This is a genomic window from Streptomyces griseorubiginosus (assembly GCF_036345115.1).
Lineage (GTDB): Bacteria > Actinomycetota > Actinomycetes > Streptomycetales > Streptomycetaceae > Streptomyces > Streptomyces griseorubiginosus_C.
In genome coordinates this window covers 7,370,252-7,396,733 of record NZ_CP107766.1, presented here as the reverse complement: position 1 = coordinate 7,396,733, position 26,482 = coordinate 7,370,252, and the positions used below count along the sequence as shown (strand labels likewise).

Below are 26,482 nucleotides of genomic sequence, written 5' to 3'. Positions count from 1 at the left end.
GTGCGGGGCCTCAGTCGTGGGGGTCCTCGTGGGGTTCCTTCAGTCCATCGTCGAGCCGACGGTGGTGGAGCCGGTGGTCAGGAAGGTCGTGGCGGGCAGCGAACCGTCCGTCCTGCGGGCCCCGTACGCCGTCGTCGCGTCCACCGACCTGAAAGCGGGCGTGCCGACCCCACTGTCCCAGGTGTTCGCCGCGGACACGGTCGAGGAACCCTGCTCGACCGGACCCCCCTTGTTTCCCACCGCCAGGTTCCGGGCCAGTCGCGCCTTGCCGGTGGCGAAGGAGAACCCGGTCCGGGCGTTGGACCAGGCCGTGTTGCGGTTCAGCACGATCGCCCCGGTGTTGGAGTTCTCGGTGAACCCGTGCCGGGCGTTGTCCCAGGCCGCGTTGTCGTTGACGAGGTGCGCGACCGTGACGCCTCCGCCGCCCAGCTCGAACCCGTTGCCGTCGCCCTCGAAGGCGGGGTCCTTCCAGCGGTTCCTTCCGTTGCCGTAGGCCCAGCTGTGCTCGACGGTGACCGGTGAGGAGAACTGCCAGAGGTCGATCCCGTCGTCCGCGTTGTCGTAGAGGCGTGCGCCGGTGATCCGGTTGCCGGTCCCGGAGCCGAACTTGACGGCGATCCCGTCGGCGTTCCGGCCGTGCCCGGCGGGGTCGTAGTTGCCGTGACTGTCCAGGTTCTGGACTAGGTTGTCGCGGGTCCCGTCCCCGCGCAGGGTGAATCCGGCGTCCCCGTTGCCCGCGGTGACGAGGTTCCTGAAGACGCCGCCGACGGAGGACGTGACGACGAGTCCCTGGGCCGGGGAGTTCTGGAAGGTGAGGTTCTGGACGGTCCAGTGGTCGCCGTCGATCCCGGCCAGCCAGGACCCGGCGGGGAGCCTGGACCCGTCGATCCGTACCTGCTCGTCGCCGTACGGCCGCAACGTGATGCGTGCCGAACTCGTGCCGTCGGCCGTGGACTTGAGGGTGGCCGCCGGTGTGTAGGTGCCCGCGCGGACCAGGATCGTGGTACCGGCGGTCGCGTTCCGCACCGCGGCCTCCAGCTGGGCCGTGCCGGAGACGACGACCGTCGAGGACGCGGCCTCGGCGCCGCCGCCCGACAGGCCGAGGTGGACGCCGCCCGCGCCCGCGGCGACGGCGACCGCCGCCGCGACGGAGAGCGTGCGGGTGCGGCGGTGGCGTCCGGTGCTGTGACGCACGGGGGCGTTCCTTTCCTCGGCGACGGAGACGCCCTGGAGTCGCCGCCATGACCGGCGAGGTTGCCGTACCTCGACGAAAGCAACCGAAACTTTCGCTGCTTCTCCTCGCACGCTCATCGATTGACGTGCCGTTTTCCGCTCGTAACACTCCGAAGGCGCGCACCGCCCCCAACAGAAACCCCCACACCCCCACACCGCTGGAGCGACATGCGCCCCCGTATCCTCCTTTTCGCCTGTCTCTCGCTACTCCTGGCCCTGCTCACCGCACCGCCCGGTTCCGCCCTCTCAGGAGCTCCACCCGTGACCCACCCCCAGTACGCCGGCTATCTCTTCGCCTACTTCACCGGCGAGGGCACTGCCGACGGCGAGCAGATCCGCTACGCCCTCAGCCGCGGCAACGACCCCCTGCACTGGCGTGAGCTGAACCGGGGCAGGCCCGTCCTGACGTCGACGACCGGCGAGAAGGGGCTGCGCGACCCCTTCGTGATCCGCTCCCCCGAAGGCGACAGGTTCTATCTGATCGCCACCGACCTGCGCATGTACAAGAACAGCAGCGGCAGCTGGGACGAGGTCCAGCGGCACGGCAGCAAGTCGGTCATGATCTGGGAGTCCACCGACCTGGTCCACTGGACCGACCAGCGGCTGGTGAAGGTGGCTCCGGACAACGCGGGCAACACCTGGGCCCCGGAGGCCTACTGGGACGACAGCCTCGACGCGTACGTCGTCTTCTGGGCGTCGAAGCTGTACGCCGACGACGACCCCGGGCACACCGGATCGACGTACAACAAGATGCTGTACGCGACCACGAAGGACTTCCGCACCTTCAGCGCGCCGAAGGTCTGGAACGACCCCGGCTACTCGGTGATCGACTCGACGGTCGTGAAGTACAAGGACTCCTACTACCGCTACACCAAGGATGAGCGGGACCCCACCTCCAGCTCGCCCTGCGCGAAGTTCATCACCGGCGAGAAGTCGAAGAGCCTGACCGCGACCAAGTACCGGCTGGTGGCGGACTGCATCGGCAGCGGAGCGATGGACCGCGGTGAGGGACCGACGGTGTTCAGGTCCAACACCGAGAAGAAGTGGTACCTGTTCATCGACGAGTACGGCGGCCGCGGCTACGTCCCCTTCGAGACCACCGACCTCGACTCGGGCAGGTGGACCCCGTCCACGAACTACCAGCTGCCCGCGAGTCCCCGGCACGGCACGGTGATTCCGGTGACGCAGAAGGAGTACGACCGGCTGCTGGCCGCGTACCCGTCGACGGCCGCTTCCGTCGTGGACGCGACCGCGCAGGGCCAGAAGGGCTACGCGATCGTCACGGAGGCCGCGTCGAAGGTGGTGCTGCCGATGCGGCCGGGCACCGATCTCGCCCGGCTGGCACCGGAGTTGGCGGTCGGCGAGGGGGCGCGGGTGAGCCCCGCGTCCGGTACCCGGCGGGACTTCGGCACACCGCGGACGTACACGGTGACGGCGGCCGACGGGACCACCCGCAGATGGACCGTCGAGGCCGTGCCGACCGGCAGTCCGGTCCTGCCCGGCCTGAACGCCGACCCGGACGTTCACTATCTCAACGGCGAGTACTGGATCTACCCGACGACCGACGGCTTCCAGGGCTGGGGCGGCACGAAGTTCAAGGCGTACTCGTCGAAGGACCTGGTCCACTGGAAGGACCACGGGGTCATCCTCGACCTGGGCGCGGACGTGTCGTGGGCCGACAAGTACGCCTGGGCGCCGGCGATCGCCGAGCGGGACGGGAAGTACTACTTCTACTTCTGCGCCGAGCAGCAGATCGGTGTGGCGGTGGCGGACTCCCCCGCCGGACCCTTCAAGGACGCCCTGGGCAAGCCGCTGGTGGCGAAGGGCGGTGCGCTGCCGGGCCAGATGATCGACCCGGCCGTCTTCACGGACGACGACGGGACGTCGTACCTCTACTGGGGCAACGGGCACGGGTACGTGGTGCCGCTCGACGACGACATGACCTCGTACGACCCGGCGAAGATCCAGGACATCACCCCGGACAACTTCCGCGAGGGGTCCTTCGTGATCAAGCGGAACGGCACGTACTACTTCATGTGGTCCGAGGACGACACCCGCAGCGAGGACTACCACGTCGCCTATGCGACGGGACCGTCCCCGCTCGGCCCGTGGACCAAGAAGGGGACGATCCTGTCCAAGCGTCCCGAGTACGGCATCCTCGCCACCGGCCACCACTCCGTGGTGAACGTCCCCGGCACCGACGACTGGTACTTCGTCTACCACCGGTTCGCCCTGAACGGGCCGGGGAGGCCGGGCGGGGACGGCATGCACCGTGAAACGACCGTCGACCGCATGGAGTTCGCGGCGGACGGCTCGATCGAGCCGGTGGTGCCGACCCTCGAAGGAATCCGGCCGGTGAAGAACTAGCTGACGAAGTACGTCGGGTTGGGCAGCTTGTACGTCCTGTCGGCGTAGCCGCCGTCGAGGTCGGAGTACTGGTCGCCGAAGTTGGCGATGATCTCGTACCCGAGGTCCTTCTCGATGTGCTGCCGGGTACCGGACTTGTACTGCACGGTGGTGCAGGTCCAGGTGCCCGCGGTCGCGCAACCGCTCAGGTACGACGGCGGGTTGGCCGTGTTCTTGAGGAACATGTGGTCGGCGTCGAGGTTCACGTCGGCGCCGATCTTCTTCAGGTTCTCGACCGCGGCGGAGCGCTGGGCCTCGCTCAGACCGGAGTTGTAGAAGACCTCCACACCCTTCTTCTCGGCGTACTGCACGAGTTCGGGGCTGCCGAAGACCGCCGGACGGTCGGCCTTGTTGACGTAGGCCGCCCAAGTGGCGGAGTTGTACGTGTAGTTGTAGCGCTTCTCGTAGTCGAGGCTGAGCAGCAGCGTGTCGTCGATGTCGAAGACGACGGCGGGCTTCTCACCCCGGTGGTGCGCCTTGCGGGCGGCCTGGTCGATGTACTTCCGGGCCGCCTTGTCGATGGACGCCAGGTCCTTGGCGTAGGGGCTGGTGGGCGACGCCTGGTAGACACCGTTCGCGTCGGCGGCGGTGCCGTAGTAGGTGTCGATGTCCTTGACCAGGAGCCCGATGTTGTAGGGCTCGTGCGTGGAGTTCGCCGTGGACTGGCCGGCGGTGGCCGCGCCGGCGCCGTAGAGGGCGCCGGCGGCGACGGCACACGCCGCGGTGACGGCTGCGATACGCAATGGCTTATGCATGACAGACGTTCTACGCGCGTCACCATGTCGGGCGCGAGACCCGCCCGGTAAAAAACGGGTCAAGCGCCCTGGAGCTGCTAGTCCATGGTCGCGCCGATGGTGGTGCTGCCCGTGGTCAGGAAGGTGGTCGCGGGCAGGGTGCCGCTGGAGGAGCGGGCGTTGTACGTCGTGGAGGCGTCCGTCGACCTGAAGGCGGGGGTGCTGATCCCGCTGTCCCAGTTGTTGCCGGACGAGGTGACCTTGGAGCCCTTGTTGACCGAGCCGCCGCCGTTGCTCACCGCGAGGTTCTTGCCGAGCTTGGCGGAGCTGGTGGCGAAGTAGTAGCCCCACTTGCTGTTGGCGTAGGCGGTGGTGCGGTTGATGACGAGGGCACCGGTGTTGGAGTTCTCGGTGAAGCCGTTGCCCGCGTTGCCCCAGGCGGCCGAGTTGTTGATGACGTGCGCGACGACCTCGCCGTCACCGCCCAGCTTGTAGCCGTTGCCGTCGCCCGCGAAGGCGGAGTCGGACCAGCGGTTGACGCCGTTGCCCATGGACCAGGTGTGCTCGACGGTGACGGGCGAGGAGAAGGACCAGAAGTCGATCCCGTCGTCCGAGTTGTTGTAGAGGCGGGCCCCGGTGATGAGGTTGCCGGTGCCGGAGCCGAACTTCACGGCGATGCCGTCGGCGTTCTCGCCGTGGCCTGCGGCGTCGTAGTTGCCGTAACTGTCGATGTTCTTGACGGTGTTGTTCACGGTCCCGTCGCCGGTGAGCGTGAAGCCGGAGTCACCGCCGTTGATGGTCTTGATGTTGTTCCAGACCGTGCCGGTGCAGGACTGGCAGACGACCGCGCTGTCCGGGGAGTTCTGGAAGGTGATGTTGGAGACGTTCCAGTAGTCGGCGGTCAGCTTGAAGATCCAGTCGCCGTCGGGCAGGTTCGAGCCGTCGATCTTGACGGTCTCCGAGCCGTACGCGGTGAGCGTGACCGGCGCGGAGGAGCTGCCGTTGGCCGTGGACTGGAGGGTGGCCGTCGGGTAGTAGGTGCCGCCGCGGACCTGGATCACGGTGCCGGCGGTGGCGTTCTTGATGGCGTTGGACAGGTCGGTGGAGTTGCTGACGACCACGGTCGCGGCCTGCGCCTGGGTGGGGAGGACGGCGAGGCCCGAGCCGAGGGCGAGGGCGGCGGTGGCGACGAGAGCGGTACGACGAGACATGGGGAGCGGGTCCCTTCGTGTGCGGGTGGGGGGACGGTGCACAGGACGGACGGTTCACAGCACCTGGTCGAGCCAGCTGTAGACCTCGTCCTGCATGCGGTCGACGAAGACGTGGCCCAGGTCGGGCCAGGTCTTCAGGTGCAACCGCTCCTCGGCGTGGCGGGAGTGCCAGACGGCGCGCAGCTTGTCGTACGCCACGCGGACGCCGTCGGCGGGGAACAGCGCGTCGAGGGCGCCGTTGAAGAAGAGCATCGGCCTGGGTGCGGCGATGCTCGCCACGTCGGGGAAGTCGAGGAACCGGGGCAGTCCCGGGTGGAGCATGTAGTAACTGGACTGCCCGCGCAGGGTGTTGTTGCCGGGCACCATCATTTCCTTGAGGCCGGTCATCCAGCAGACGGACGCGGTGGCCGCGATGTGGTCGGTGAGGGCGGCCGTCTGCCAGGCCCGGTAGGCGCCCATGGAGAACCCGACGGCGGCGATCCTGCCGGCGTCCACCTTCTTCAGTCCGGCCAGGAACCCGGCGGCACGGGCGTCCTCACGAGCCATGAGCCCGGCGAGCGAGGAGCCGAGATTGAAGAAGTTGCTTGCCAGTGCCTGCTGTTGGTCGTAGGTGACCGGCCCCCGGTCGCCCCAGCCGAGCGCGTCCGCGCACAGCACGACATAGCCGCGCCGGGCCAGCTCGTCGCCGACGAACCGTCCGCTGAAGTACTTGTCCGCCCAGCCCTGCGCGGAGCCGAGCCGGGTGTCGTCGTACCACGGCCGGACCAGCTTCTCCTTGCCGATGTCGAACTTCGCCCCGTGGTCGTGGAGCAGCAGCACGGCGGGGAACGGTCCGCGGCCGTGCGGGGTGAGCAGGGCGGCGCGGACGCGTTCGTGTCGGGTGAGGGAGAGAGTCACCAACTCCCGTGTATAGCCGTCGCTTTGAACGGTGCCGGTGTACTCCGGTGCGTACGGCGTCCCGTCCTGGCTCGGGACGAGAAGGTGCTCCTCGACCACGGCCCTGGCTTTCCGGCGCCAGGTCCGGAAGTCCCGCACCGGTGAAGTCCCCCACGCCAGGGGGAAGTCCAGCTCGGCCTTGAGCGCCGGGTGGAAGTCGGGCAGCGGGCCCTCGACCACCCCCGCCGCGGCGGGACTCACCGCTCCCCCGGCCAGCACGGCCGCCCCGGCGCCCACCACGAACGCCCGGCGCCCGAAGGTGTCATGGCCGCCCATACTGCCTCCCGGTGCCGGCGTGCGTGAGGACGTGGTGCTCGACCGCCCTGGCCGTGGTGAGCGGCCGGTAGTCGTAGATGTCGGCCGGGTCCCAGCCCACGTCGTCGGTCAGTCCGAGACCGGCGGCCACCGTGTTCAGGCGGGCCGGACGGCCGTTGATCCAGGAGCCGCTGTCGTGGAAGCGCTCGCCTCCGTAGCGGGCGAGGGTCGCGTCGTACCGGAAGACGTTGCGCTCGGAGAAGAGGGCGGACTCCACACCGGCACCCAGGGCGTAGAGCGGGGTCCGGCGCCGGGACACGTACACGTTGTTGACGACGTGGACCTGTCCGAAGCGGACGCGGGGGCCGCGCTGCACGATGTCGGTGAAGAGGTTCCGCAGGAAGGTCACCCTGAGGTGTCCGCGGTCGCGGTCTCCGCGGCCGTCTCCCGACCCGACGAGGAGCGCCTTGTCGTGGTCGGTGAACCGGCTGTCGGAGACCGTGATGTAGTCGGAGCCGTCCTCGATGTCCAGCAGTCCGTCGTGCCGCCCGACGCGCTCGCCGTGGAAGCCGGCGGGCGCCTCGCGGTCCGGGAAGCGGCCGTCGGTGAAGGTGCAGTGGTCGACCCAGATGTTCCTGCCGGTGATGACGGTCATCGCGTCGAAACGGGCGTTCCAGCTGCCCTGTGTCCCGTCACCGGGCGACCAGGTGGTGAAGTGGTCGACGGGCGCTTCGAGTTCGAGGTTGCGCACGATGATGTTCGTGCCGGTGTTCACCGTGAGGAAGACGCCCAGCAGCCGGGCGTCGCCGCCGACGCCGACCAGGGTCGTGTTGCTCGGCACCGTCAGCTGGATCTGGGCCTTCTCCTTGTTGGAGCCGGTCTGGCGGAGCTGCCGCTGCTGCTTGCAGTAGTCGTGACGGGTGTCGGACCAGGTCGTGCCGTCCTCGCCGAAGCAGGATATGTACTGGGCGAGGTCGTAGCCGGGGGCGTAGTCCTGCTCGCCGAGCAGCGAACCGTCCTCCGCCTCATGGCCGTTGACCTCTCCGACGACCCGGATGACCTTGGGCGCGGTGGGGTCGCCCGCGTTGTCGAGGGCCGTCTTGAGTTCGGCGCGGCTGTGCACGGTCCAGGTGGTGCCGCCCGCTCCGCCGGTGGTGCCGGTGCCCAGGGAGCCCCAGCCGACGGGACCGCGCCCGCCTGCGGAAGCCTGGGGCGCGGCCCCGAGCAGACACGCGCCGGCGAGGAGGGCGGCGGCCGCCCCGCGCACGGGGCCGGCGGCCGCCCTACGCACGCGGGCACCAGTCGCCGAGGTAGGTGCGCTTCGTGTGCAGAGCGGCTTCCTCGGCGGTGAGTTGGGGCCGGTTCTCCGGGACGGTGACGACCGCGCCGGGACCGGAGTTGCCGTACTCCCGAAAGCGCATGGACTGCCAGGGGTACTGCTCGCGCATGTTGGTGTACGGGGTCACCGGGTCGATCCCCGGCCCGATCCGGCTGTCCCGCACCACCAGGGACGGCCAGGCGGTCGTCTCGTACGACGGCACCCAGGGCCGGGCCAGCTTGTACGCCCCGTCCTCCGCGCCGGAGGTGATCCGGGAGCGGACCGCGAGGATGCCGTACGGGTTGGCGCGGGCGGTGGAGGGTGCGAAGACCATGCCCTTGGGGGTGAAGCCGACGTCCCGCTGGAGGGTGTGGAAGTGGCACTCCTCGAAGACGGCGGTGGCCCGCCCGAAGACGAAGTCGACGTCGCCCTCGATGTGGCAGCGGCGGAAGTACTGCCGGTCGAAGGAGGTCAGCGCGGTCGTCTCGACGAAGAGGGTGTCCTGGTGGGCCAGGAGGCGGACGTTCTCGAAGTGGGTGCGGTCGCCGTAGGTGTAGGCCGCGACCGCCTGGGTGCCGGTGATCTCGGGATGGTCGGCGCGCAGCCAGTCGTTGGCGAGGGTGAGGTCGCGGACGGTGAGGCCGGGGGCCGCGGAGGTGAAGGTGGCGGAGCCCGCGGTGCCGTAGGTGCCCGAACCGTCGGGTTTCTGGGTGCCGTTGGCGTTGTCGTACACGATGACGGCGGCGCGCGGGTCGCGGACGGCACCGCGCAGGGTCAACTCCGCCGCCGACGCCGGGATGTCGACGACCTCGCGATACGTCCCCGGGTGCACGACGATCGTCCAGCCGGGGCCGGTCACCGCGTCGACGGCGGCCTGGACGGAGTCGCCGGGGCGGACGTGGAGGACGCGGCGGCCTCCGGCGGCGTAGGCCGGGGTTGCTCCCGCCACCGTGAGTCCGAGACCGGCCGCGAGAAGGGTGCGTCGGCGCATCAGCAGGTCTCCTTCCACGGCTTCCAGTCGCCGAGGTAGGCCTCGCGGGTCGCCGACTCCGCCTGCTCGCGCGTCAGTTGGGGCCGGTTCTCCGGGACGGTGATCCGGGCACCCGGACCTTCGTTGCGGTACTCGGCGAACCGCTGGTTCTGCCAGGGGAAGGCGTCCGACATGTTGGTGTAGGGCGCGACCGCGTCGATGCCGGGGCCCAGCCAGGTGTCGCGGACGGTGAGGCTCGGCCTGGCGGTGGGGTCGGAGCTGGGCACCCACGGCCGCGCCAACTTGTAGGCGGCGTCCGGGGCTTCGCTGCTGACACGGCTCCTGGTGACGAGGTAGCCGCGCGGGTTGGCCCCCGCCGTCGAGGGCGCGAACACGAAGCCGTACGGCGGCGCCGCCAGGTCGGTGCGGTTCAGGGTGCGGAAGTGGCAGTGCTCGTAGACGGCCGTGGCCCGGCCGAAGACGAAGTCGACGTCTCCCTCGGCGTAGCAGTGCGCGAAGTACTGGCGGGCGAAGGAGGTGAGGGCGATCGAGTCGGCGTAGAGGGTGTCCTGGTGGCCGAGGAAGCGGCAGTGGTGGAAGGCGGAGCGGTCGCCCTGCACCTTGATCGCGACGGCCTGGGTGCCGGTGATGTCGGGGTGGTCGGCGCGCAGCCAGTCGTTGGCGAAGGTGATCCAGCGGGCGGTGAAGCCGTCGGCCTGCACGGTCGTGGTGGCCGACCCGGTGGTGCCGTAGGTGCCGCCGCCGGGCTTGGGGGTGCCGGCCGCGTTGTCGTAGACGATCACGACGTCCCGGGGGTCCTCGGAGGCGCCGATCCAGGTGGCCTCGGTGCGGGTGGCGTCGACGGCGACGGTCTCCCGGTAGGTGCCGGGGGCGAGGACCAGGGTCCAGCCGCTGCCGGTGGCGGCGGTGACGGCGGCCTTGACGGTGGTGTGGTCGCCCCGGCCCTGCGGGTCGACGTAGAGGGTCTGCGGGGTGAGCCGGGCGGACGGCGACCCGAACCGGCCGAAGGGGCGCCGGCCGCGGGCTGCGGAGGCGGATGCTTCGGCGCCGGCGGCCTGGGCGGGGGTGGGCGTCAGCGCGAGAGCGGCTGCCGCTCCGGTGCCCGCGAGCAGGAAACCTCTTCTGGACAGGGGGAGTTGGGCGTGGTGCGAGGACATGCGGGTGCTCCTTGGGAACGCGGCTCTGGGGGTGGGGTGCCTCGCGTGGGGAGTGGAGATGGAGGTTGAGGGAGGTGGCCGGGGCGGCCGCTGGATTCCGCCCCGGCCGGTCTCGATGGGGCCGTTGCCAACCGACCCCTCAGGTACGAGGGGCCGGCCCCGGCAGACCCGTCCGGTCGAAGGGACCCGGCGTCAGCACACGCGCCCCGCGCCCGCGCCGCGGTCGACGATGGTCGGGACCTTCTTCGTGGGGTCGACCTTCGTGCGCAGGGTCGGGGTCCAGCCCGCGCCGGACTCCAGGGTCTCGGCGGGGATCTCCGCGTTGTGGACGGCGATCAGGTCGGTGAGCTTGCCGTTGACGTAGTTGTCGGCGGCGGTGAGCGGCGAGACGTTCCACCGCTTGAGCACCTTGGCCGCGCTGATCCCCGTCGGCAGCGTGAACGCGTTGTGCTCGGCGACGAGTTGGGACTCCTTGCCGATGCCGAAGCTGTAGGCGTAGTCGCTGTTCGCCACGAAGTGGTTGTTGTAGGAGTCGACCTGTCCGAAGCGCACGCGGGGTGCGCGCTCGACGAGGTCCGAGAACAGGTTGTGGTGGAAGGTGACCTTGAGCTTGCCCCGGTCCCCCACCGCCGTGGACTCGCTGTCGCTGTTGCCGATCAGGATCGTCTTGTCGTGGTCGGCGAAGACGTTCCAGGAGGCGGTGACGTAGTTCGCGCCCCGGACGATGTCCAGCTCACCGTCGTGCTGCTGGTAGAGCATGCCGAAGTAGGTGGGCGCGGCACTGTCGGGGTGGCTGCCGTCGGTGAAGGTGTTGTGGTCCAGCCAGACATGGGTGGAGCCGTAGACGACGGCGGTGTCGTACTCGGAGTTCCAGTTGCCGGTGGAGCCGTCCGTCGGGTCCCACTGCGGGAAGCAGTCGATGGGGCTCTCGAAGGTGAGGTTGCGGACGATGACGTTGTCGACGGCCTTGATCTGGAGGCTGGCCCCCTTGAACCCGGCATCGCGGCCGACCCCGATGATCGTCGTGTTGGCCGGGACGTTCGCCTTGATCGTCTGGTCCTGGTTGGCGGCCGAGGCGCGGCGCAGACCCTCGGGGCTGTCGTCGGGCTCTGCGCTCAGGTCGGTGTCCAGGCCCCAGGCCTCCGGCGAGTACTTCGCCAGGTAGGCGTCGAAGTCGTAGCCGGGAGCGGCGAGCGAGTCGCACCCTTCCGACACGGCGTCGATGGTCCCCTTCACCTTGATGATCTTCGGTGCGCTGCCGCCGGCGGCGAGGGCGGCCTTGAAGCCGGCCCAGTCGGTGACGGTGTAGACGTGGGCGGCGTCGGCGGCCGCGCCTCCGGTGGTGCCGGTGCCGTAGGAGGCCCAGCCGTCACCGGCGGCGAGGGTCTCGCGGGCCGTGTCGTGGCCCTTGGCCTGGGCGGTGGTCCCGGTGACCGCGAGGACCAGAGCGGTGCAGCCCGCTACCGCCACGGCCTTCGTCATGACCTTGGTGATGACATGCCCATGCCATGTCTGTGCGTTCATGGTGCGGCTCTCTTTCGACTGCGAAGAGGTGCGAAGAAGGAGGGGTCAGACGGTGGCCGGTGACGGCCAGGTGATCCAGGACTCCGGGATCTCGGTATCGAGCCGGCGCACGTCCCGGGGCGCCAGCACCCGCCGGTGCAGCAGCTCCCCGGCGACCAGGCGGGCCACCGCGATGGCACCGGGCGGGTTGAAGTGCGTGTTGTCCTGCTCGGTCGCGGTCCAGTTGAAGTACCGCTTGGTCTCCTCGACCCCGAGCTGCTGCCACAGCGCGATCGACAGGGCCTGGATGTCGAGCAGCGCGACGCCTTCCTCGGCGGCGAGCGCCCGTACGGCGGCCGGGTACTCCTTGTGGGTCGGCACGGCGTTGCCGCTCGCGTCGAACTTCCGCCGCTCGACCGAGGTGGCCAGCACCGGCCGCGCGCCCCGGGCCCGAGCGCCCTCGATGTACAGCCGCAGGTAGTCCTGGTACGTCGACCACGGCTCGGTGTACCGGGTCGGGTCCTCGGACTTCTCGTCGTTGTGCCCGAACTGGATGAGCAGGAGGTCACCGGGCTTGATCAGCCCGAGGATCGCATCCAGCCGTCCCTCGTCGACGAAGGACTTGGAACTCCGCCCGTTCACCGCGTGGTTGGCCACGGCCAGGTCCTGGCAGAGGAAGAAGGGAAGCGCCATGCCCCACCCGGTCTCGGGAGCGGCGTCGGAGTACTTCTGCGCGGCGGTGGAGTCGCCCGCGATGTAGAGCGTGCGTGTTCTGCGGGGAGCGGCCTGAGCGGTACCGGTCGCCGCGAAAGCGACGGGCACGGCACCGAGCGCCGCCACGGTGACTTGTCTACGAGTCAGTGACAACGTACGTGACCTTTCCTACCTAGGGGCGCGGGGAACTGCGCGACCAGCCACAAACGGCCGGCAGCTCCCCACGAGCGCAACCCGAGCTCTAGCCGTTCTGCTCCTTCCACTCCGCCTGAGCCTTGTTCAGCTGGTCGGCCATGGTGTCCAGGAAGTCCTTCGCACTCATGTCCCCGAGCAGCACCTTCTGGAAGTTCGGCTCGTTGTCCGCCTTGGAGATGGTGTTCCAGTCGGGCAGGTAGTACGGCAGCTGGACGATCGACGTGGAACCGTCGGTCAGCGCGGCGGCGGCGAGCTTCGTGGGCTCGGCCTCGGAGATCCACGAGTCCTTCGCGGCGTCGTTGTTCGACGGCACCTGTCCGGCCGCCTTGTTGAACTTCGAGTTCTCCGCGTGCGAGGTCGCGAACTCGATGAACTTCCACGCGGCGTCCTTGTTCTTCGAGCTCTTGAACACCCCGAGCCCGTCGACGGGGTTGGACACCTGGACCCGCTTGCCGTTCGCGCCGATCGGCTGCGGGATACCGCGGAACTTGTCGACCCCGAGCGCCTTCACATGGTCCTGGTAGGAGCCCAGGTTGTGGTTCAGCATGCCGATCGTGCCGGAGTCCCACTGCGCGACCATCTTGGTGAAGTCGTTGTTGAGGTCGGCCGCCGGAGTGTCCTTCTTGTACAGCGCCGCGTACTTCTCCAGCGCCGCCACGTTCTTCGGGTCGTTGAGCGTGGTCTTGTCGCCGTTCCAGAACGAGGTGATCCCGCTCTGCCCGTACGCGGCGTCCAGGGCCTGGGCGATGGATCCGGCGCCACCGCGGATGGTGTAACCGAACTCGTTCTTCTTGGCGTCGGTGAGCTTGTCGGCGGCCTCGTAGAACTTGTCCCAGGTCGTGGGCTCGTCCAGGCCGGCCTTCTTGAACAGGTCGGTCCGGTAGTACAGCACGCCGTTGTTGGCGGAGGTCGGGATCGAGTACAGGGTGCCGTCCCCGCCGCCCGCGGCCTTCAGTACGCCGACCATGTCCTCGTTGAGCTTGCCGTTGAGGGAGGACCCGGCGAGCCGGTCGTCGAGCGGCTCCAGCGCGTTCTGCGCGGAGAACCCGGCGAGCATGGCCGCGCCGACACCGCCGACGTCCGGCAGGCCGCCGCCCTGGATGGCGGTGTCGACCTTGGACTGGTACTCGGTGGAGGCGATGCCGACGTACTCGACCTTGATGTCGGGGTTGGCCTTCTGGAAGTCGGCGATGATCTCCTTCCAGATGTCGGTGCGCACACCGCCGTTGTTGTCCCAGAAGACGATCTTGCCCTTGCCGCTGCCCTCGTCGCCCTTGTCGCCGCCGGCCCCGCTGCCGTCGTCACCGCAGGCGGTGGCGGTCAGCGCCAGGACGGACCCGAGGGCGACGGCTATGGCAGCGCGCCTGCTTCTGCGGATGCTGATCTTCATTGGTCGGCTCTCTTCTTCTTCTGATTCCAGCGGAGATGTGAAGTTGTGGGGGGAGTCAGTGACGGGCCTGCGGCGCCCAGCCGTCCGTGCCCTTGAGGTAGTTCGCGACGGTGTACGTCCGTGCGTCGGCGGCGGCGAGCTGCGGCCGGTCGGCGCTCGGGGCCGCGCCGGGACCGGAGTTGCGGTACTCGGCGAACCGCGCGTCCTTCCACGAGAACCCGCTCATGTCGGTCCACGGGGCGGACTTCACGGCGGCCGGCAGCTCGGTGTCCCGGATCAACACCTGTGCCACGGCGGCGGGTTCACCACCGGGGTGCCACGGCCGTCCCAGATGGAAGGTGCCGGCCGGCGCGTCGCTCACGATCCTCGACCGGGTGATCAGGAACCCGTACGGGTTGCCCGTCCAGGTCGAAGCGGCCGTGATGTAGCCGTTGTTGGAGTCCGAGCCACGGCTCAGCGCCCGGATCACGGAGCGCTCGATCACCGTGGTCGCCCGGCCGTACACGAAGTCGACGTCGCCTTCGATGTACGAGTCGCGGACGTAGACCCGGCTGATCACGTCCAGCTTGGGGCTGTCGGTCATCAGGGTGTCCTGGTTGCCCAGGAAGGCGGTGTCCTCGAAGACGATCCGGTCACCGGTCGTCTTCATCGCGAGGGCCTGCTCGCCCTTCAGCTCGACGGCGGCCTCGTCGAAGTCGTTGCTGAAGGTGAGGTGCCGGGCGGTGACGTCGTTCGCGGCGATCCGGACCGTCGCGCTGCCCGTCGAACCGCCGTACTCGGCGGGGGTGTCGTAGACGATGACGGTGTCGGACCGGTCCTGTCCAGTCCCCTGGAGCACGATGTTCGGCTTCGTTGCCGGGATGTACACCTTGGCCCGGTAGGTGCCCGGCGCGACGGCGATCGTCACCGGCACGGCGTTCCCGTCGGGCACCGCGTCCACGGCGGCCTGTACGGTCGGGTAGTCGCCGGGGACGTGCAGGGTCACCCCGATCCGCTGCTGCGGGCCGGAGAAACGGGACACCAGGGCGGGCACGGCGGCGGCCGGGTCGAGCCGGTAGCGGTAGAAGGAGCGGGGATCAAATGCCTCGCCCCACGCGTCCGTTCGCCCGCTGGTGTTCTTCAGGACGGACCCGCGCTGCACCAACTCGGCGGTGGCATCGGCCTGGTAGGGATGCTGGACGCCGTCGTAGTAGCTGTTCTCGATGACCATCTTCGTCCGGCCGCGCGCCCAGTTCCCGTACGTCCACACCGGGTCGCCGTCGGCTACCTGCGAGGACAGGTAGTTGTTGTAGAGGTGCGCGTAGGCGAGGTTGTCCGCCGAGGGGTTGCGCTGCTTGGTGCCGCGGAACCAGTTGTGGTCGATGGTCATCTCGGTCTGGACGTTGGTGGTCCAGCCGATCCCGAACGCCTTGTTGTGGTCGGTGAACTGGTTGTAGGAGACGGTGATGTACCGGCTGTCCTTGCGGATGTCGAGCAGCCCGTCACCCATGTGCGTGAAGCGGTTGTGGTCGATCCACACGTGGTCGACGGTGTCCATCTGGATCGCGTCGAAGTCGGTGGTCTTGCCGTCCCAGTCGCCCTCGACGTAGGAGTCGCGGATCGTCAGGTTGCGGATGATCACGTTGTGCGTGCCGGGGTTGAGGTGCAGCTCGCCGTGGACGATCTCGCCGGTGTCACCGACCCCGATGATCGTCTTGTTCGAGCCGACCACGATGTCCGAGCCGAACGGTTCGACGGCGATCGACCCCGAGACCCGGATGACGTACGGCTCCTCGGCGGCCGCGTAGGCGGCCAGCGAGGCCTGGTCGGTGACGGTGACGACCTTGCCGCCGGCCCCTCCGGTGGTGCCGCCGGCGAGGGAGGCGAAGCCGTGCGGCCGGTCACCGAGACGGTCCGCGGAGGCCGGAGCCGTCAAGGGCTGCGCCCCGGAGGCCGGTGCCACAGAAGCGCGTGCCTCTCCGACCGCCCCGAGGCCCAACGCGGCCACGAGGCCGAGCACGGCGGCCGCGGCTCGGCCGCGCCCTGGTCTCTGCAAGCGCTTGCTATGAAGGTGCTGCGTCATTGCGGCTCCCAACAGGCTTACGGGTTCGGTGCGTTACAGGTGGTCGATCCTGAAGTGCGAGAAGGTTGCCGCCCCGGCGTGTCCTGATCCGACGGGCGCGAGGGCGAACAGTCCGAGCAGTGCGCCGACCCAGCGCCAGGGGGTGGCGGTGAAGACGGGTCCGGACGGGCGCGGGCCCTCGCCGAGGTCGTAGAAGAACCGGCAGCGGGCCCCGGCGCCGATCTCGATCCGCAGCCGCGCCTTTCCGGTGGGCGCGGATCGCGGATGGTCGGCGTCCCGCTCCCGCTCGGCGACTCCCTCGGCGAACCGGTGCACGAGGTGGACCGCCCCGTCGGCCCCGCGCTGGAGCCCGATCCAGCTGAAGGCGTCCCCGAGGACGGTGAGTCCGGCGCGTGCGCCCGGCTCCTCGCTGTGCAGGTGCAGGTCCACCTCGACCGCCGACGGGGTGCCGGGCAGCCGCTGGGTGAGGACGTTCGGCAGGGTGCGCAGGTCGTGCGCGTCGGCCGAGCGGACACAGGTGAGCCGCAGGCCGTCCCCCGAGTGGTGGGTGGCCCAGCCGTGCTGCGGGTTGGCGGTCCACTGCCACTGACGGCCGAAGCGTCCGCCGGGGAAGTCGTCGTCGGTGGCGGGCGCCGCGTCCGGCTGCGGCGGCAGATCGGGCTTCTCGTGTACGGCGACGGGGGCGCCCGCGTCGCCGAGCACCGGCCAGCCGTCCTCGCCCCAGCTCATCGGCTGGAGGTGCACGACCCTGCCGTAGGCGCCCTTCTGCTGGAAGTGCAGGAACCAGTCCTGGCCGGACGGGGTGCGCACCCAGCCGCCCTGGTGGGGGCCGTTGACGTCGGTGTCCCACTGTTCCAGGACGACCTTCTCCTCGTACGGGCCGAAGAACCCGCGCGAGCGGAAGGCGCCCTGCCAGCCGGTCTCCACTCCCCCGGCGGGGGCGAGGATCCAGAACCAGCCGTCGTGCTGGTAGAGCTTGGGGCCTTCGAGGGTGAACCAGCCGGGGATCCGGTCGCCGTCGACGATCAGCTTGCCCTCGTCGAGGAGTTCACGGCCGTCGGGGCTCATCCGGTGGCCGGTGAGGCGGTTCTTGACGCCGGAGCGGGACTTGGCCCAGGCGTGCACGAGGTAGGCCTCGCCGGTCTCCTCGTCCCACAGGGGGCAGGGGTCGATCAGGCCCTTGCCGGACTTCACTAGGTGCGGGCGGGTCCAAGGGCCCCTGATCCCGGGGGCGTTGATCTGGAAGATGCCCTGGTCGGGGTCGCCCCAGAAGATCCAGAACCGTTCGTCGTGGTGGCGCAGCGAAGGCGCCCAGACCCCGCAGTCGTGCCTCGGCCTGGTGAACTCCCCCGCGGGTTCCAGGCGTTCGAGGGCATGGCCGATCAGGGTCCAGTTGACGAGGTCGCGGGAGTGCAGCAGCGGCAGGCCGGGGACGCGGCCGAAGCTGGAGGCGGTGAGGTAGAAGTCGTCGCCGACGCGCACCACGTCGGGGTCGGACCAGTCGGCGTTCAGGACGGGGTTCGTGTAGGTGGCTGTCACTGGCTGACCGCCTTCCGCACCAGGGCCGCCGCCTCGAGCCTGGGCAGGCGTCCGTCGGCCACGACGGTGACGATCCGCCGTACGACGGTCTCGCCGGGCGGGACCGGCAGTCGTGCCTCGGACGCCAACGACGAGCCCACGCCCGGGTATTCACCGGCGCGCACGAACCAGGGGTCGCGTCGGGTCTGTTCGGTGGCTCCGGCGAAGACGAGCGTCCAGGTGCCGCCGGTGAGGGCGACCCAGTCGGCGCGGGTGCCGTGGACGGCGTCCTCGCCCTCGCGGTCGACGGTGAACACCTCGGGTGCCGTGGCCTCCTTGCGGGCCCGCCAGAAGAAGCCGCCGTAGGCCGCGCCGGGGCGGCCGTTGGTGGCCGGGCTGCCGATCGACAGGGGGTCCGGGGTGACGTTGGTGAGGGAGAAGGTGAAGTCCAACGCCCAGGCGGTCGGGGTCAGTTCGGTGGCCGCGACGGTACGGCGCTCGCGCAGCAGCTCGGCTCCGGAGGCGACCCAGCGCAGCTCCTCCACGAAGCCGTCCGGGTCGCGCAGCTGGAAGGAGCTGTGGCGCTGGGCGCCGTGGTTGTCGAGCTCGGTGGGGCCCTGGTCGCGGACGTAGGTGCGGCCGCCCCAGAAGTTGTGCCCCTCGACGTCGGGAACGGCGACACCGACGCCGAGGTGGTGGATGTGGTCGGCGGGGCTGAGTTCGGTGACAGCCGTGCCGGCCAGGGTGGTGACGGGGTGCAGATAGGGGCGCGGGGAGAGCCGGTCGGGCAGCTCGGGCCGGGTGACGTAACGGCCGACGGGGCGGCCCGCGACACGCAGGACCGGGGAATCGGGGGTCGTCATGTGCTCACCTCGTTCGCTTCGTGTGGCCGGGCCCAGTCGGCGCCCAGCTCGGAGTACAGGGCGAGGCTGTCGGCGGCGGCCGCCACGAGCCCGTCGATGCCGGGGACGACCCGGCGCCCCTCGTCGGGCAGCAGGTGCCAGGCGGAGGCCGGCAGCGGGGCGGGGTCGGGGGCCAGCCGGATCGCCTCGACGACCTTCATGAAGGCGCCCGTCGCCTCCGGGACGACCAGCAGCTCGTCGCCGTCGGTGACGTGGTCGACCAGGTTCTCCAGCAGGTCGGTGCGGCCGTACTCGTACTCCTCGGGGCCGTGTCCGGCCCGCTGGAGCAGCACGCGGTCCTGCTTGTACCAGTAGGTGATCCGGCCGCTGTCGCCGTGCACGACGACGTACGGCTCGTCGGGGTCCTCGGCGCACAGGGTCGCGGCGACGGTGACCTTGAGGCCGTTCGCGGTGGTGACGCGGACGCAGGAGGTGTCGTCGGACTCGATGTCGTTGGCGCGCTGGAGCTCGGTCTCGATGCGGGTGACGTCCTCGGCGCGGGTGGTGCCGCCCAGGGCGAGCGCGGTGGCGACGGCGTGCGCGAGGGGGTTGGTCAGCACGCCGTCGATCACGTCGACGCCGTTCATCCGTCGCTTGCCCGCCCAGGGCGCACGCCGGTAGTACGACTCGGCGCGGGCCCAGGCACCGGCCCCTCCGATGCCGGTGACCTCGCCGATCGCGCCCTCCTCGACGAGCTCGCGGATCGCGGGCACGGCGTGCGAGCCGAGCGACTGGAAGCCGATCTGGCAGGCGACCCCGGCCGCGGCGACCCCGTCGGCCATGCGGCGGAACTCGGCGTACGAGGGGGCGGGCGGCTTCTCCAGCAGGATGTGCACCTTGCGGCGCGCCGCTTCGAGCGCCAGGTCGGTGTGGGTCGGGATCGGGGTGCAGATCACGGCGATCCGGGCGCCGGTGGAGTCGAGGAGCGCGCCGAAGTCGGCGGACTGCTCGGGCGTGCCCAGCCCGTCGGGGATCTCCTCGCCGGTCAGCGGGGTCAGCTCGCAGATCCCCGCCAGTCGTACGATCCCCTTGTCCTGCAGCCGGCGGATGTTCTCCAGGTGCCAGCGGCCGTGGCCGCGCGCGCCCGCGAGGACGATGTCGACGGTGCCCGTGGTGTCTTCGGTGTTCATGGTGCCGTCCGTGTTCATGGCATCCTCCCTGCGCCCGCGCCGCGCGCCACCTGTCGGTCGGCCGCTGCGGCGCTGTCGATCTTTGTGTGCAGGGTAGGCGTCCAGCCGACGTCCGCCGTGAGATCACGCTCGCTGCCGGAGTTGTAGGCGTTGTGGATGGCGAGCAGGTCCACCGGATAGCCGTTGAAGAGGGTGCCGGTCTGGTGCAGGGCGCTGCCGTTCCAGCTCTTGACCAGGTCGGCGGCCTCGATGTGGCCGGGGGTGTGGAAGGCGTTGTTCTCGGCGAAGATCGCGGACTCGGTGGAGACGCCGAGGGAGTAGCGGTAGTCGTCGCCTTCCGCGAGGTACCGGTTGTTGTAGACGTGCACCTGTCCGAAGCGGACGCGGGGGGCGCGCTGTACGACGGACTCGAACTCGTTGTGGTGCAGGGTGACCCGGAGTCTGCCGCGGTCGCCGGTGGCGGAGTCGCTGTTGCCGATGAGCATCGCCTTGTCGTGGCCGGCGAAGCGGCTCCAGGAGACGGTGACCAGGTCGGAGCCGCTGGTGATGTCGAGCAGTCCGTCGTGGCGGAGGTAGTTGCGGGCGAAGTAGGTGGGCTCGTCCGCGTCCGGGTGGCCCTTGTCGCTGAGGGTGACGTGGTCGACCCAGACATGGGTGGAGCCGGTCAGCCAGATGTTGTCGTACGCCGTCTTCCAGTCGCCGAGGCCGCCGGTGTTGGGCTGCCAGACGGGGAAGCAGTCGTAGGCGTCACGGGAGTCGAGGTTGCGGATGATGACGTTGGTCGCGTTCCTGACCTGGAGGCTCGCGCCCTTCAGTACGGCGCCCTTGAGCCCGACGATCGTGGTGTTGGACCCGACGACCAGCTCGACCCGCTCGGCCTGCTTCCTGGCCGAGGCCTGCCGGGCCTCCTCCTGCGGGCCACTGGGCTTGGCGGAGCCCCAGGTGCGCGGGTCGTAGGCGGCGAGGTACCTCTTGATCGAGTACCCGCCGGTGGCGTAGTCCTCGCAGTCCAGGTGATCACCGTCGTCGTCGGTGTTGGCGTCGACGGTCCCGGCGATCCTGATGATCTTGGGGGTGGCACTGCCGCCGTCGAGAGCGCGGACCAGCCCGGCGCGGTCGGTGACGGTGTACACATGCGCCGCGTCCGCTGCCGCGCCTCCCGTGGTCCCCGCCCCCTCGGCGGCCCAACCGTCGTTCGCAGGCAGGGTGTCCCGGCTGATGTCCCGACCGTCGGCATGAGCGGGCAGACAGAACAGACCCAGCATGCCTGCGGCGAGGACGACGTGACGGAGTCTCATACGTACACCCCCGCGCCGGATTCGGAGGGCCATTGCTGCCCGACGCTCGCGCCGAGCGCGGAGACCGACCGTTTCCGAGCGCCCTCGCCCCGCCCCAGCAGGGCGCGGCCCACGGCCCGGCCCTCGGCGCGGACGACGACGCCCACCAGGCCCAGCACCACGCCCCCCACCGCGATCCGACGGAGTCTCATCCCTTCACCGCCCCCGCACTGAAGCCCGTGATCAGCCACTTCTGGATGAAGGCGAACACGATCACCACGGGAACCGCCGCGATGATGCCACCGGCCGCCAGCGCGCCGAGGTCGACGCTGTCCGCGCTCATCAGGGTGTTGAGGCCGACCGGGATCGTCTGCTTGTCCTGGTTGTTGAGGAACATCAGGGCGAACAGGAAGTGGTTCCAGGAGTGCACGAAGGCGAAGGAGCCCACCGCGATCAACCCCGGGCGCAGCAGCGGGAGTACGACGATCCTGAACGCCGTCATCCGGTTGCAGCCGTCGACCCAGGCCGCCTCCTCCAGGGAGTACGGCACGTTCTTGATGAAGTTGCTGATCAGGATCATCGACAGCGGCAGTTGGAACACCGTCTCGGCGATGATGACACTGCCCAGCGAGTTGATCATCTTCAGCTCGGCGAAGATCTCGAACAGCGGCACCAGGAGCAGCGCGCCCGGCACGAACTGCGAGCACAGCAGGGCCAGCATGAACGCGTTCTTGATCTTGAAGTCGAACCGGGCGAGGGCATAGCCCCCGGCCAGGGCGACCAGCGTCGTCATCACCAGGGTCGCGAGACCGACGTACACACTGTTCTCGAAGTACGTGCCGAAGGACCGCTGGGTCCACACCTTCTCGAAGTGGTCGAAGGTGATCGGCCAGGGCACCAGCGAGGTGGAGCCGGCCGGGCGCAGCGCGAACAGCAGGATCCAGTAGAACGGGATCAGGGTGAAGACGAGGTAGATCGACAGCGGTGTGTAGATCTGCCAGCGGGGTGCCTCGTCCCAGGCGCGGCGGTGCTTGACCGGACGGGTCGCCTCGGGGGTCTCCGGCACGGGCGCGGGCGCGACCTTCGTGGCCTCCTTGGTGATCACTTGGAACCGCCTCCGAACTTGCTCAGCCGCAGATAGACCATCGAGCAGAAGAGCAGGATCACGAACGCGACCGTGGTCAGGGCGGACGCGTAGCCGAAGTTGTGGGCGTCGACGCTGGTGTTGGCGATGTAGAGGGGCAGGGTCGTGGTCTCGCCCGCGGGCCCGCCGCCGGTCAGCGTGTAGAGCAGGTCGACGTTGTTGAACTCCCACACCGCGCGCAGCAGCGTGGACAGGATGATCGCGTCCTTGAGGTGCGGCAGCGTGATGTGCCAGAACTGCTTGATCTTGCTGGCCCCGTCGACCTCGGCGGCCTCGTACAGGTCCTTCGAGACGGACTGGAGGTCGGCGAGGATGAGGATCGCGAAGAAGGGCACCCCGCGCCACAGGTCGGCGACCACCGCCGCCGAGAACACGGTGGAGGTGTCCGACAGCCAGCTGGTGCCGTACGAGCCGATGCCCATGTCGGCGAGGTAACGGGTGATGCCGGTCTGGGAGTTGTAGAGCAGCACCCAGATCGCGGAGGTCAGTACGCCGGACACGGCCCACGGGGAGAAGACGAGCGCGCGCCCCAACCCCCGGCCCACGAAGGTCTGGTTGACGATCAGCGCGAGCGCCAGACCGAACAGCAGCTGGAGCCCGACCTCGACGACGACCCACTTGGCGCTGAAGATCAGCGTGTCCCAGAACTGCGGGTCCTCGGTGAAGATGTGGACGAAGTTGTCGAAGCCCGCGTACCCGTTCCGCCACGGCTTGGTGGGGTTGTAGTTCTGGAGGCTGTAGTAGAAGACGCTGATGACCGGGTAGGCGATGAAGCCCAGCATCAGCAGGGCGGCCGGCGCGATCAGCAGGTACGGCAGCCTGCGCGGCGTGGCGGAGGCACGGCGTCGCCGGGGTGGCGCGGGCGGTTTCGCCACGGCTGCGGCTTGGGCCATGACAGGGTCTCCGTTCTCGGTACGGCTTGCTTTCGTGGTGCGGTAAGCGCTTTCTCGCTGTGCGTGGGGTGCCACTTGCTGTTTGCGTGGCGGGTGCGGGTGCGTTGTGGCTGGTCGCGCAGTTCCCCGCGCCCCTGGGCAAGACTCGTCAACCGGCGTAGGGGTCTGGGACCTTGCCTTGCCTGGCCAGGAACTCGAAGTCGCAGCCCGTGTTCGCCTGGGTGATCTGGTCGTTGTAGAGGGCGCCGTAGCCTCGTTCGTAGCGGGTGGGCGGAGGCGTCCAGTCCTTACGGCGGTTCTCCAACTCCTCGTCGTCCACGTTGAGTTGGAGGGTGCGGGCCGCCACGTCCAGGGTGATCGTGTCGCCGGTGCGGACCAGGGACAGCGGGCCTCCGACGTACGACTCCGGGGCCACATGGAGCACACACGTGCCGTAGCTCGTGCCGCTCATGCGGGCGTCGGAGATGCGGACCATGTCGCGCACGCCCTGCTTGAGCAGGTGGTCGGGGATCGGGAGCATGCCGTACTCGGGCATGCCGGGGCCGCCCTTGGGGCCGGCGTTGCGCAGCACCAGGACACTGTCCGCGGTGATGCCCGACTCCGGGTCGTTGATGGTGCGTTGCATGGACTTGTAGTCGTCGAAGACGACCGCGGTGCCGGTGTGCTTGAGCAGGTGCGGCTCGGCGGAGATGTGCTTGATGACGGCGCCGTCCGGGCAGAGGTTGCCGCGCAGGACGGCGACCCCGCCCTCGCTCGCGACCGGGTTGTCCCGGGGGCGGATGACGTCGTCGTTGTGCACCTCGACGCCCTCGATCTGCTCGCCCAGGGTGCCGTTGACGGTCGGCCGGTCCAGGTGGAGCAGGTCGCTGATCCTGGAGAGGAAGGCGGGCAGGCCGCCGGCGAAGTAGAAGTCCTCCATGAGGTACGTCTGTCCGCCGGGTCGTACGTTCGCCAGGACCGGGACCGTGCGGGCGATGCGGTCGAAGTCGTCCAGCGTGAGCTCGATGCCCGCCCGGCCGGCCATGGCGATCAGGTGGATGACCGCGTTGGTGGAGCCGCCGAGCCCGAGGACCGTGGTGACGGCGTCCTCGAAGGCGTCCCGGGTGAGGATCTCGGACGGCTTGAGCCCGGTCCAGGCGAGCTCCACGGCCCGCCGCCCGGAGGCGGCCGCCATCCGCTCGTGCGCGGAGTCGACGGCCGGGATCGAGGACGCACCCGGCAGGGTCATGCCAAGGGATTCGGCGGCCGCGGTCATGGTGGACGCGGTGCCCATGGTCATGCAGTGCCCCGGGGAACGCGCCAACCCGCCCTGCAACTCCCGCAGTTCGCAGTCGGTCAGGTTGCCCGCGCGGTGCTCGTCCCAGTACTTCCACATGTCGGTGCCGGACCCGAGGGTCTCCCCGCGCCAGTGCCCCGGCAGCATCGGCCCCGCGGGCACGAAGATCGAGGCCACGTCCGCCGAGGTCGCACCCATGAGCAGCGCCGGCGTCGACTTGTCGCAGCCGCCGAGGAGTACCGCCGCGTCGATCGGGTACGACCGCAGCAGCTCCTCGGTCTCCATGGCGAGGAGGTTGCGGTAGAGCATCGGGGTGGGCTTCTGGTAGGTCTCCGAGAGGGTGGCGACCGGGAACTCCAGGGGGAAGCCGCCCGCCTGCCACACCCCCCGCTTGACCGCCTCGGCGCGCTCGCGCAGATGGACGTGGCAGGGGTTGATGTCGGACCAGGTGTTGAGGACGGCGATCACCGGGCGGCCCCGGTACTCCTCGGCCTCGTAACCGAGCTGCCGCATCCGGGCGTTGTGCGACCAGGTGCGCAACTGGCCCTCGGTGCCGTACCACTGGTGGCTGCGCAGGTCCTCCGGGCTCATGCGCTCCCTGGTCATATCGACCACCCCGCGGCTATCCCGGCGACCTCGGCACGCTCGGACTCGGGCAACACCCGGCTCGGCGGCCGCACATCACGGCGGCACAGGCCCAGGGAGGCGAGGGCCTCCTTGACGACGGTGACGTTGTCGGCGGATCCGTTCGCGGCGCGGAGCTCCTCGAAGCGGCGGATCTGCTCCCAGACCTTCATCGCGGCCGGGTAGTCCCCGGATCGAAGCGCTTCGATCATGTTCAGCGAGACGGCCGGGGCGACGTTCACCAGTCCCGAGGTGAAGCCGGTGGCGCCCGCCGAGAAGTACGAGGGGGCGTAGGGCTCGGCGAGTCCGGCGACCCACACGAAGCGTTCCAGTCCCGCGTCCCGGGCGAAGGCGGCGAACTTGGCCGCGTCCGGGACGGCGTACTTCACTCCGATGACGTTGGGGCAGGCGTCGGCGAGTTCGGCGAGGCGCTCCCCGCTGAGCTGGGCGTTGCGGATGTAGGGCACCACTCCCAGCTCCGGGACGGCCTCGGCGATCGCGCGGTGGTAGTCGACCCAGCCGCTCTGCGAGACGTACGGGTGGACCGGCTGGTGGACCATGACCATGCCCGCGCCGAGCTCCCGGGCGTGCCGGGCGGAGGCGACCGCGGTGGGCACGTCGTGCCCGACGCCGACCAGGATGTCGGCCCGGTCACCGGCCTCGTCGACGGTCAGCTCCGTGACCAGGCGGCGCTCCTCGGGCGCGAGGGCGTAGAACTCGCCGGTGTTGCCGTTGGGGGTGAGGGTGGTGACGCCTCCGTCGAGCAGCCGGCGCAGCAGGGCCCGGTGGGTGTCCTGGTCGACGGTGCCGTCCTCGGCGAACGGGGTCACCGGGATCGCCACCACGTCGGCCAGGGCCGCCCGCTGGGGCTCAAAAGTCTCGCTGCTCATTCCTGGCCTTCCTGGTCCAGCACTCCGGGGAACGCTCGTTCGACGAAGGACGCGATGTGGGCGTGCAGGGCGCGGCCCGCACCGTCCGCGTCGCCCGCCAGGGCGAGCCGCAGGATCTCCCGGTGCTCGCCGGCCTCCCGCTCCCAGGACGGCGAGGCCGCCCAGGCGACGGCGGAGACCAGGGCGGCCTGGTCGCGGACCTCGTCGAGCATCCGGCCGAGCAGCGGATTGCCGCAGGGCAGGTAGAGAGCGCGGTGGAACTCCCGGTTGGCGAGGGAGCGTTCGGCGGTGTCGGTGGCGTCGTCGGCCCGGGTGAGGGCGTCCCGCGCGGCCTCCAGGGACGCCCCGCGCCGTACGGACCGCTTGAGCGCCTCGGGTTCGAGGAGCAGGCGGACGTCGTAGACCTCGCGCGCCATGTCCGCGTCCACCATGCGCACCGTGACGCCCTTGTACTGGCTCATCACGACGAGCCCGGTCCCGGCCAGGGTCTTGAGCGCCTCGCGCACCGGGGTCTTGGACACCCCGAACTGTGCGGCGAGTTCGGTCTCCACCAGGGCCTGACCAGGCGTCAGGCGCCCGGTGAGGATGCGGCGTTTGATCTCCTCCAGCACGTACTGCGTGCGGGAGGGGATCGGCGTGGGCACAGAGGTCATGCGCGCCTCTCGGATCTCGCGTATCGGATCGTGTGTATCTGATCTCGCGTATCGCGTCTCATATATGACG

22 protein-coding genes are annotated in these 26,482 nt (G+C 69.7%); 1 reads left to right on the top strand and 21 read right to left on the bottom strand.

Annotated elements, in window-relative coordinates; translation table 11 throughout:
• Nucleotides 1-39: 39 nt before the first annotated feature.
• Nucleotides 40-1,194, bottom strand: coding sequence for a right-handed parallel beta-helix repeat-containing protein (locus tag OHN19_RS33385; protein ID WP_330267768.1), 1,155 nt, complete (start codon nucleotides 1,192-1,194; stop codon nucleotides 40-42).
• Nucleotides 1,195-1,401: 207 nt separating this feature from the next.
• Between OHN19_RS33385 and OHN19_RS33380 the strand changes: the two genes are divergently transcribed.
• Nucleotides 1,402-3,600: a family 43 glycosylhydrolase gene (locus tag OHN19_RS33380; protein ID WP_330267767.1), complete on the top strand. Its 2,199-nt coding sequence runs from the start codon at nucleotides 1,402-1,404 to the stop codon at nucleotides 3,598-3,600.
• On the opposite strand, the gene OHN19_RS33375 is transcribed toward OHN19_RS33380, so the two are convergent.
• The 20 genes from OHN19_RS33375 to OHN19_RS33280 form a co-directional block, all read right to left on the bottom strand.
• A complete protein-coding gene (locus OHN19_RS33375; RefSeq protein WP_330267766.1) occupies nucleotides 3,597-4,394 on the bottom strand; it encodes an HAD family acid phosphatase in 798 nt (265 codons plus the stop codon). The genes OHN19_RS33380 and OHN19_RS33375 overlap by 4 nt on opposite strands.
• A gap of 77 nt (nucleotides 4,395-4,471) precedes the next feature.
• Nucleotides 4,472-5,584 carry a right-handed parallel beta-helix repeat-containing protein gene (locus OHN19_RS33370; protein ID WP_330267765.1) on the bottom strand — a complete coding sequence of 371 codons (1,113 nt, stop codon included), beginning with the start codon at nucleotides 5,582-5,584 and terminating at the stop codon, nucleotides 4,472-4,474.
• Nucleotides 5,585-5,638: 54 nt separating this feature from the next.
• Complete coding sequence (locus tag OHN19_RS33365) at nucleotides 5,639-6,796, bottom strand: dienelactone hydrolase family protein (protein ID WP_330267764.1); 1,158 nt, start codon at nucleotides 6,794-6,796, stop codon at nucleotides 5,639-5,641.
• Entirely contained in the window at nucleotides 6,783-8,066 is a 1,284-nt protein-coding gene (locus tag OHN19_RS33360; RefSeq protein ID WP_330267763.1) for a pectate lyase, read from the bottom strand. Before OHN19_RS33360 ends, OHN19_RS33365 begins: the two co-directional genes overlap by 14 nt.
• The gene (locus OHN19_RS33355) at nucleotides 8,059-9,084 is read right to left on the bottom strand and encodes a pectinesterase family protein (RefSeq protein WP_330267762.1); all 1,026 of its coding nucleotides are present in this window, start codon (nucleotides 9,082-9,084) and stop codon (nucleotides 8,059-8,061) included. The genes OHN19_RS33360 and OHN19_RS33355 overlap by 8 nt, the downstream gene beginning before the upstream one ends.
• Complete coding sequence (locus OHN19_RS33350) at nucleotides 9,084-10,241, bottom strand: pectinesterase family protein (RefSeq protein ID WP_330267761.1); 1,158 nt, start codon at nucleotides 10,239-10,241, stop codon at nucleotides 9,084-9,086. Before OHN19_RS33350 ends, OHN19_RS33355 begins: the two co-directional genes overlap by 1 nt.
• A 192-nt stretch (nucleotides 10,242-10,433) precedes the next feature.
• The gene (locus tag OHN19_RS33345) at nucleotides 10,434-11,765 is read right to left on the bottom strand and encodes a pectate lyase (RefSeq protein ID WP_330267760.1); all 1,332 of its coding nucleotides are present in this window, start codon (nucleotides 11,763-11,765) and stop codon (nucleotides 10,434-10,436) included.
• Between the two features lie 45 nt (nucleotides 11,766-11,810).
• The gene (locus OHN19_RS33340; protein ID WP_330267759.1) at nucleotides 11,811-12,611 is read right to left on the bottom strand and encodes a rhamnogalacturonan acetylesterase; all 801 of its coding nucleotides are present in this window, start codon (nucleotides 12,609-12,611) and stop codon (nucleotides 11,811-11,813) included.
• A gap of 88 nt (nucleotides 12,612-12,699) precedes the next feature.
• Nucleotides 12,700-14,043, bottom strand: a complete 1,344-nt coding sequence (locus OHN19_RS33335) for a sugar ABC transporter substrate-binding protein (protein ID WP_330267758.1) — start codon at nucleotides 14,041-14,043, stop codon at nucleotides 12,700-12,702.
• Nucleotides 14,044-14,098: 55 nt separating this feature from the next.
• Nucleotides 14,099-16,105 (bottom strand): pectinesterase family protein, encoded by a 2,007-nt coding sequence (locus OHN19_RS33330; RefSeq protein ID WP_330267757.1) that lies wholly within the window; start codon nucleotides 16,103-16,105, stop codon nucleotides 14,099-14,101.
• Nucleotides 16,106-16,138: 33 nt separating this feature from the next.
• The gene (locus tag OHN19_RS33325) at nucleotides 16,139-17,644 is read right to left on the bottom strand and encodes a glycoside hydrolase 43 family protein (RefSeq protein WP_330267756.1); all 1,506 of its coding nucleotides are present in this window, start codon (nucleotides 17,642-17,644) and stop codon (nucleotides 16,139-16,141) included.
• Entirely contained in the window at nucleotides 17,641-18,486 is an 846-nt protein-coding gene (locus tag OHN19_RS33320; protein ID WP_330267755.1) for a PmoA family protein, read from the bottom strand. Before OHN19_RS33320 ends, OHN19_RS33325 begins: the two co-directional genes overlap by 4 nt.
• Nucleotides 18,483-19,673: a Gfo/Idh/MocA family oxidoreductase gene (locus tag OHN19_RS33315; RefSeq protein WP_330267754.1), complete on the bottom strand. Its 1,191-nt coding sequence runs from the start codon at nucleotides 19,671-19,673 to the stop codon at nucleotides 18,483-18,485. Before OHN19_RS33315 ends, OHN19_RS33320 begins: the two co-directional genes overlap by 4 nt.
• On the bottom strand, nucleotides 19,670-20,953 hold the full coding sequence (locus OHN19_RS33310) for a pectate lyase (RefSeq protein WP_330267753.1): 1,284 nt from the start codon (nucleotides 20,951-20,953) through the stop codon (nucleotides 19,670-19,672). The genes OHN19_RS33315 and OHN19_RS33310 overlap by 4 nt, the downstream gene beginning before the upstream one ends.
• Nucleotides 20,950-21,144: a hypothetical protein gene (locus OHN19_RS33305; RefSeq protein ID WP_330267752.1), complete on the bottom strand. Its 195-nt coding sequence runs from the start codon at nucleotides 21,142-21,144 to the stop codon at nucleotides 20,950-20,952. Before OHN19_RS33305 ends, OHN19_RS33310 begins: the two co-directional genes overlap by 4 nt.
• A complete protein-coding gene (locus OHN19_RS33300; RefSeq protein ID WP_330267751.1) occupies nucleotides 21,141-22,037 on the bottom strand; it encodes a carbohydrate ABC transporter permease in 897 nt (298 codons plus the stop codon). Before OHN19_RS33300 ends, OHN19_RS33305 begins: the two co-directional genes overlap by 4 nt.
• The gene (locus OHN19_RS33295) at nucleotides 22,034-22,969 is read right to left on the bottom strand and encodes a sugar ABC transporter permease (protein ID WP_330267750.1); all 936 of its coding nucleotides are present in this window, start codon (nucleotides 22,967-22,969) and stop codon (nucleotides 22,034-22,036) included. The genes OHN19_RS33300 and OHN19_RS33295 overlap by 4 nt, the downstream gene beginning before the upstream one ends.
• Nucleotides 22,970-23,117: 148 nt before the next feature.
• Complete coding sequence (araD, locus tag OHN19_RS33290; RefSeq protein WP_419249550.1) at nucleotides 23,118-24,836, bottom strand: L-arabinonate dehydratase; 1,719 nt, start codon at nucleotides 24,834-24,836, stop codon at nucleotides 23,118-23,120.
• An 11-nt stretch (nucleotides 24,837-24,847) separates the two neighbouring features.
• A complete protein-coding gene (locus OHN19_RS33285) occupies nucleotides 24,848-25,759 on the bottom strand; it encodes a dihydrodipicolinate synthase family protein (protein ID WP_330267748.1) in 912 nt (303 codons plus the stop codon).
• Entirely contained in the window at nucleotides 25,756-26,412 is a 657-nt protein-coding gene (locus tag OHN19_RS33280; protein WP_330267747.1) for a GntR family transcriptional regulator, read from the bottom strand. The genes OHN19_RS33285 and OHN19_RS33280 overlap by 4 nt, the downstream gene beginning before the upstream one ends.
• Between the last annotated feature and the right edge of the window lie 70 nt (nucleotides 26,413-26,482).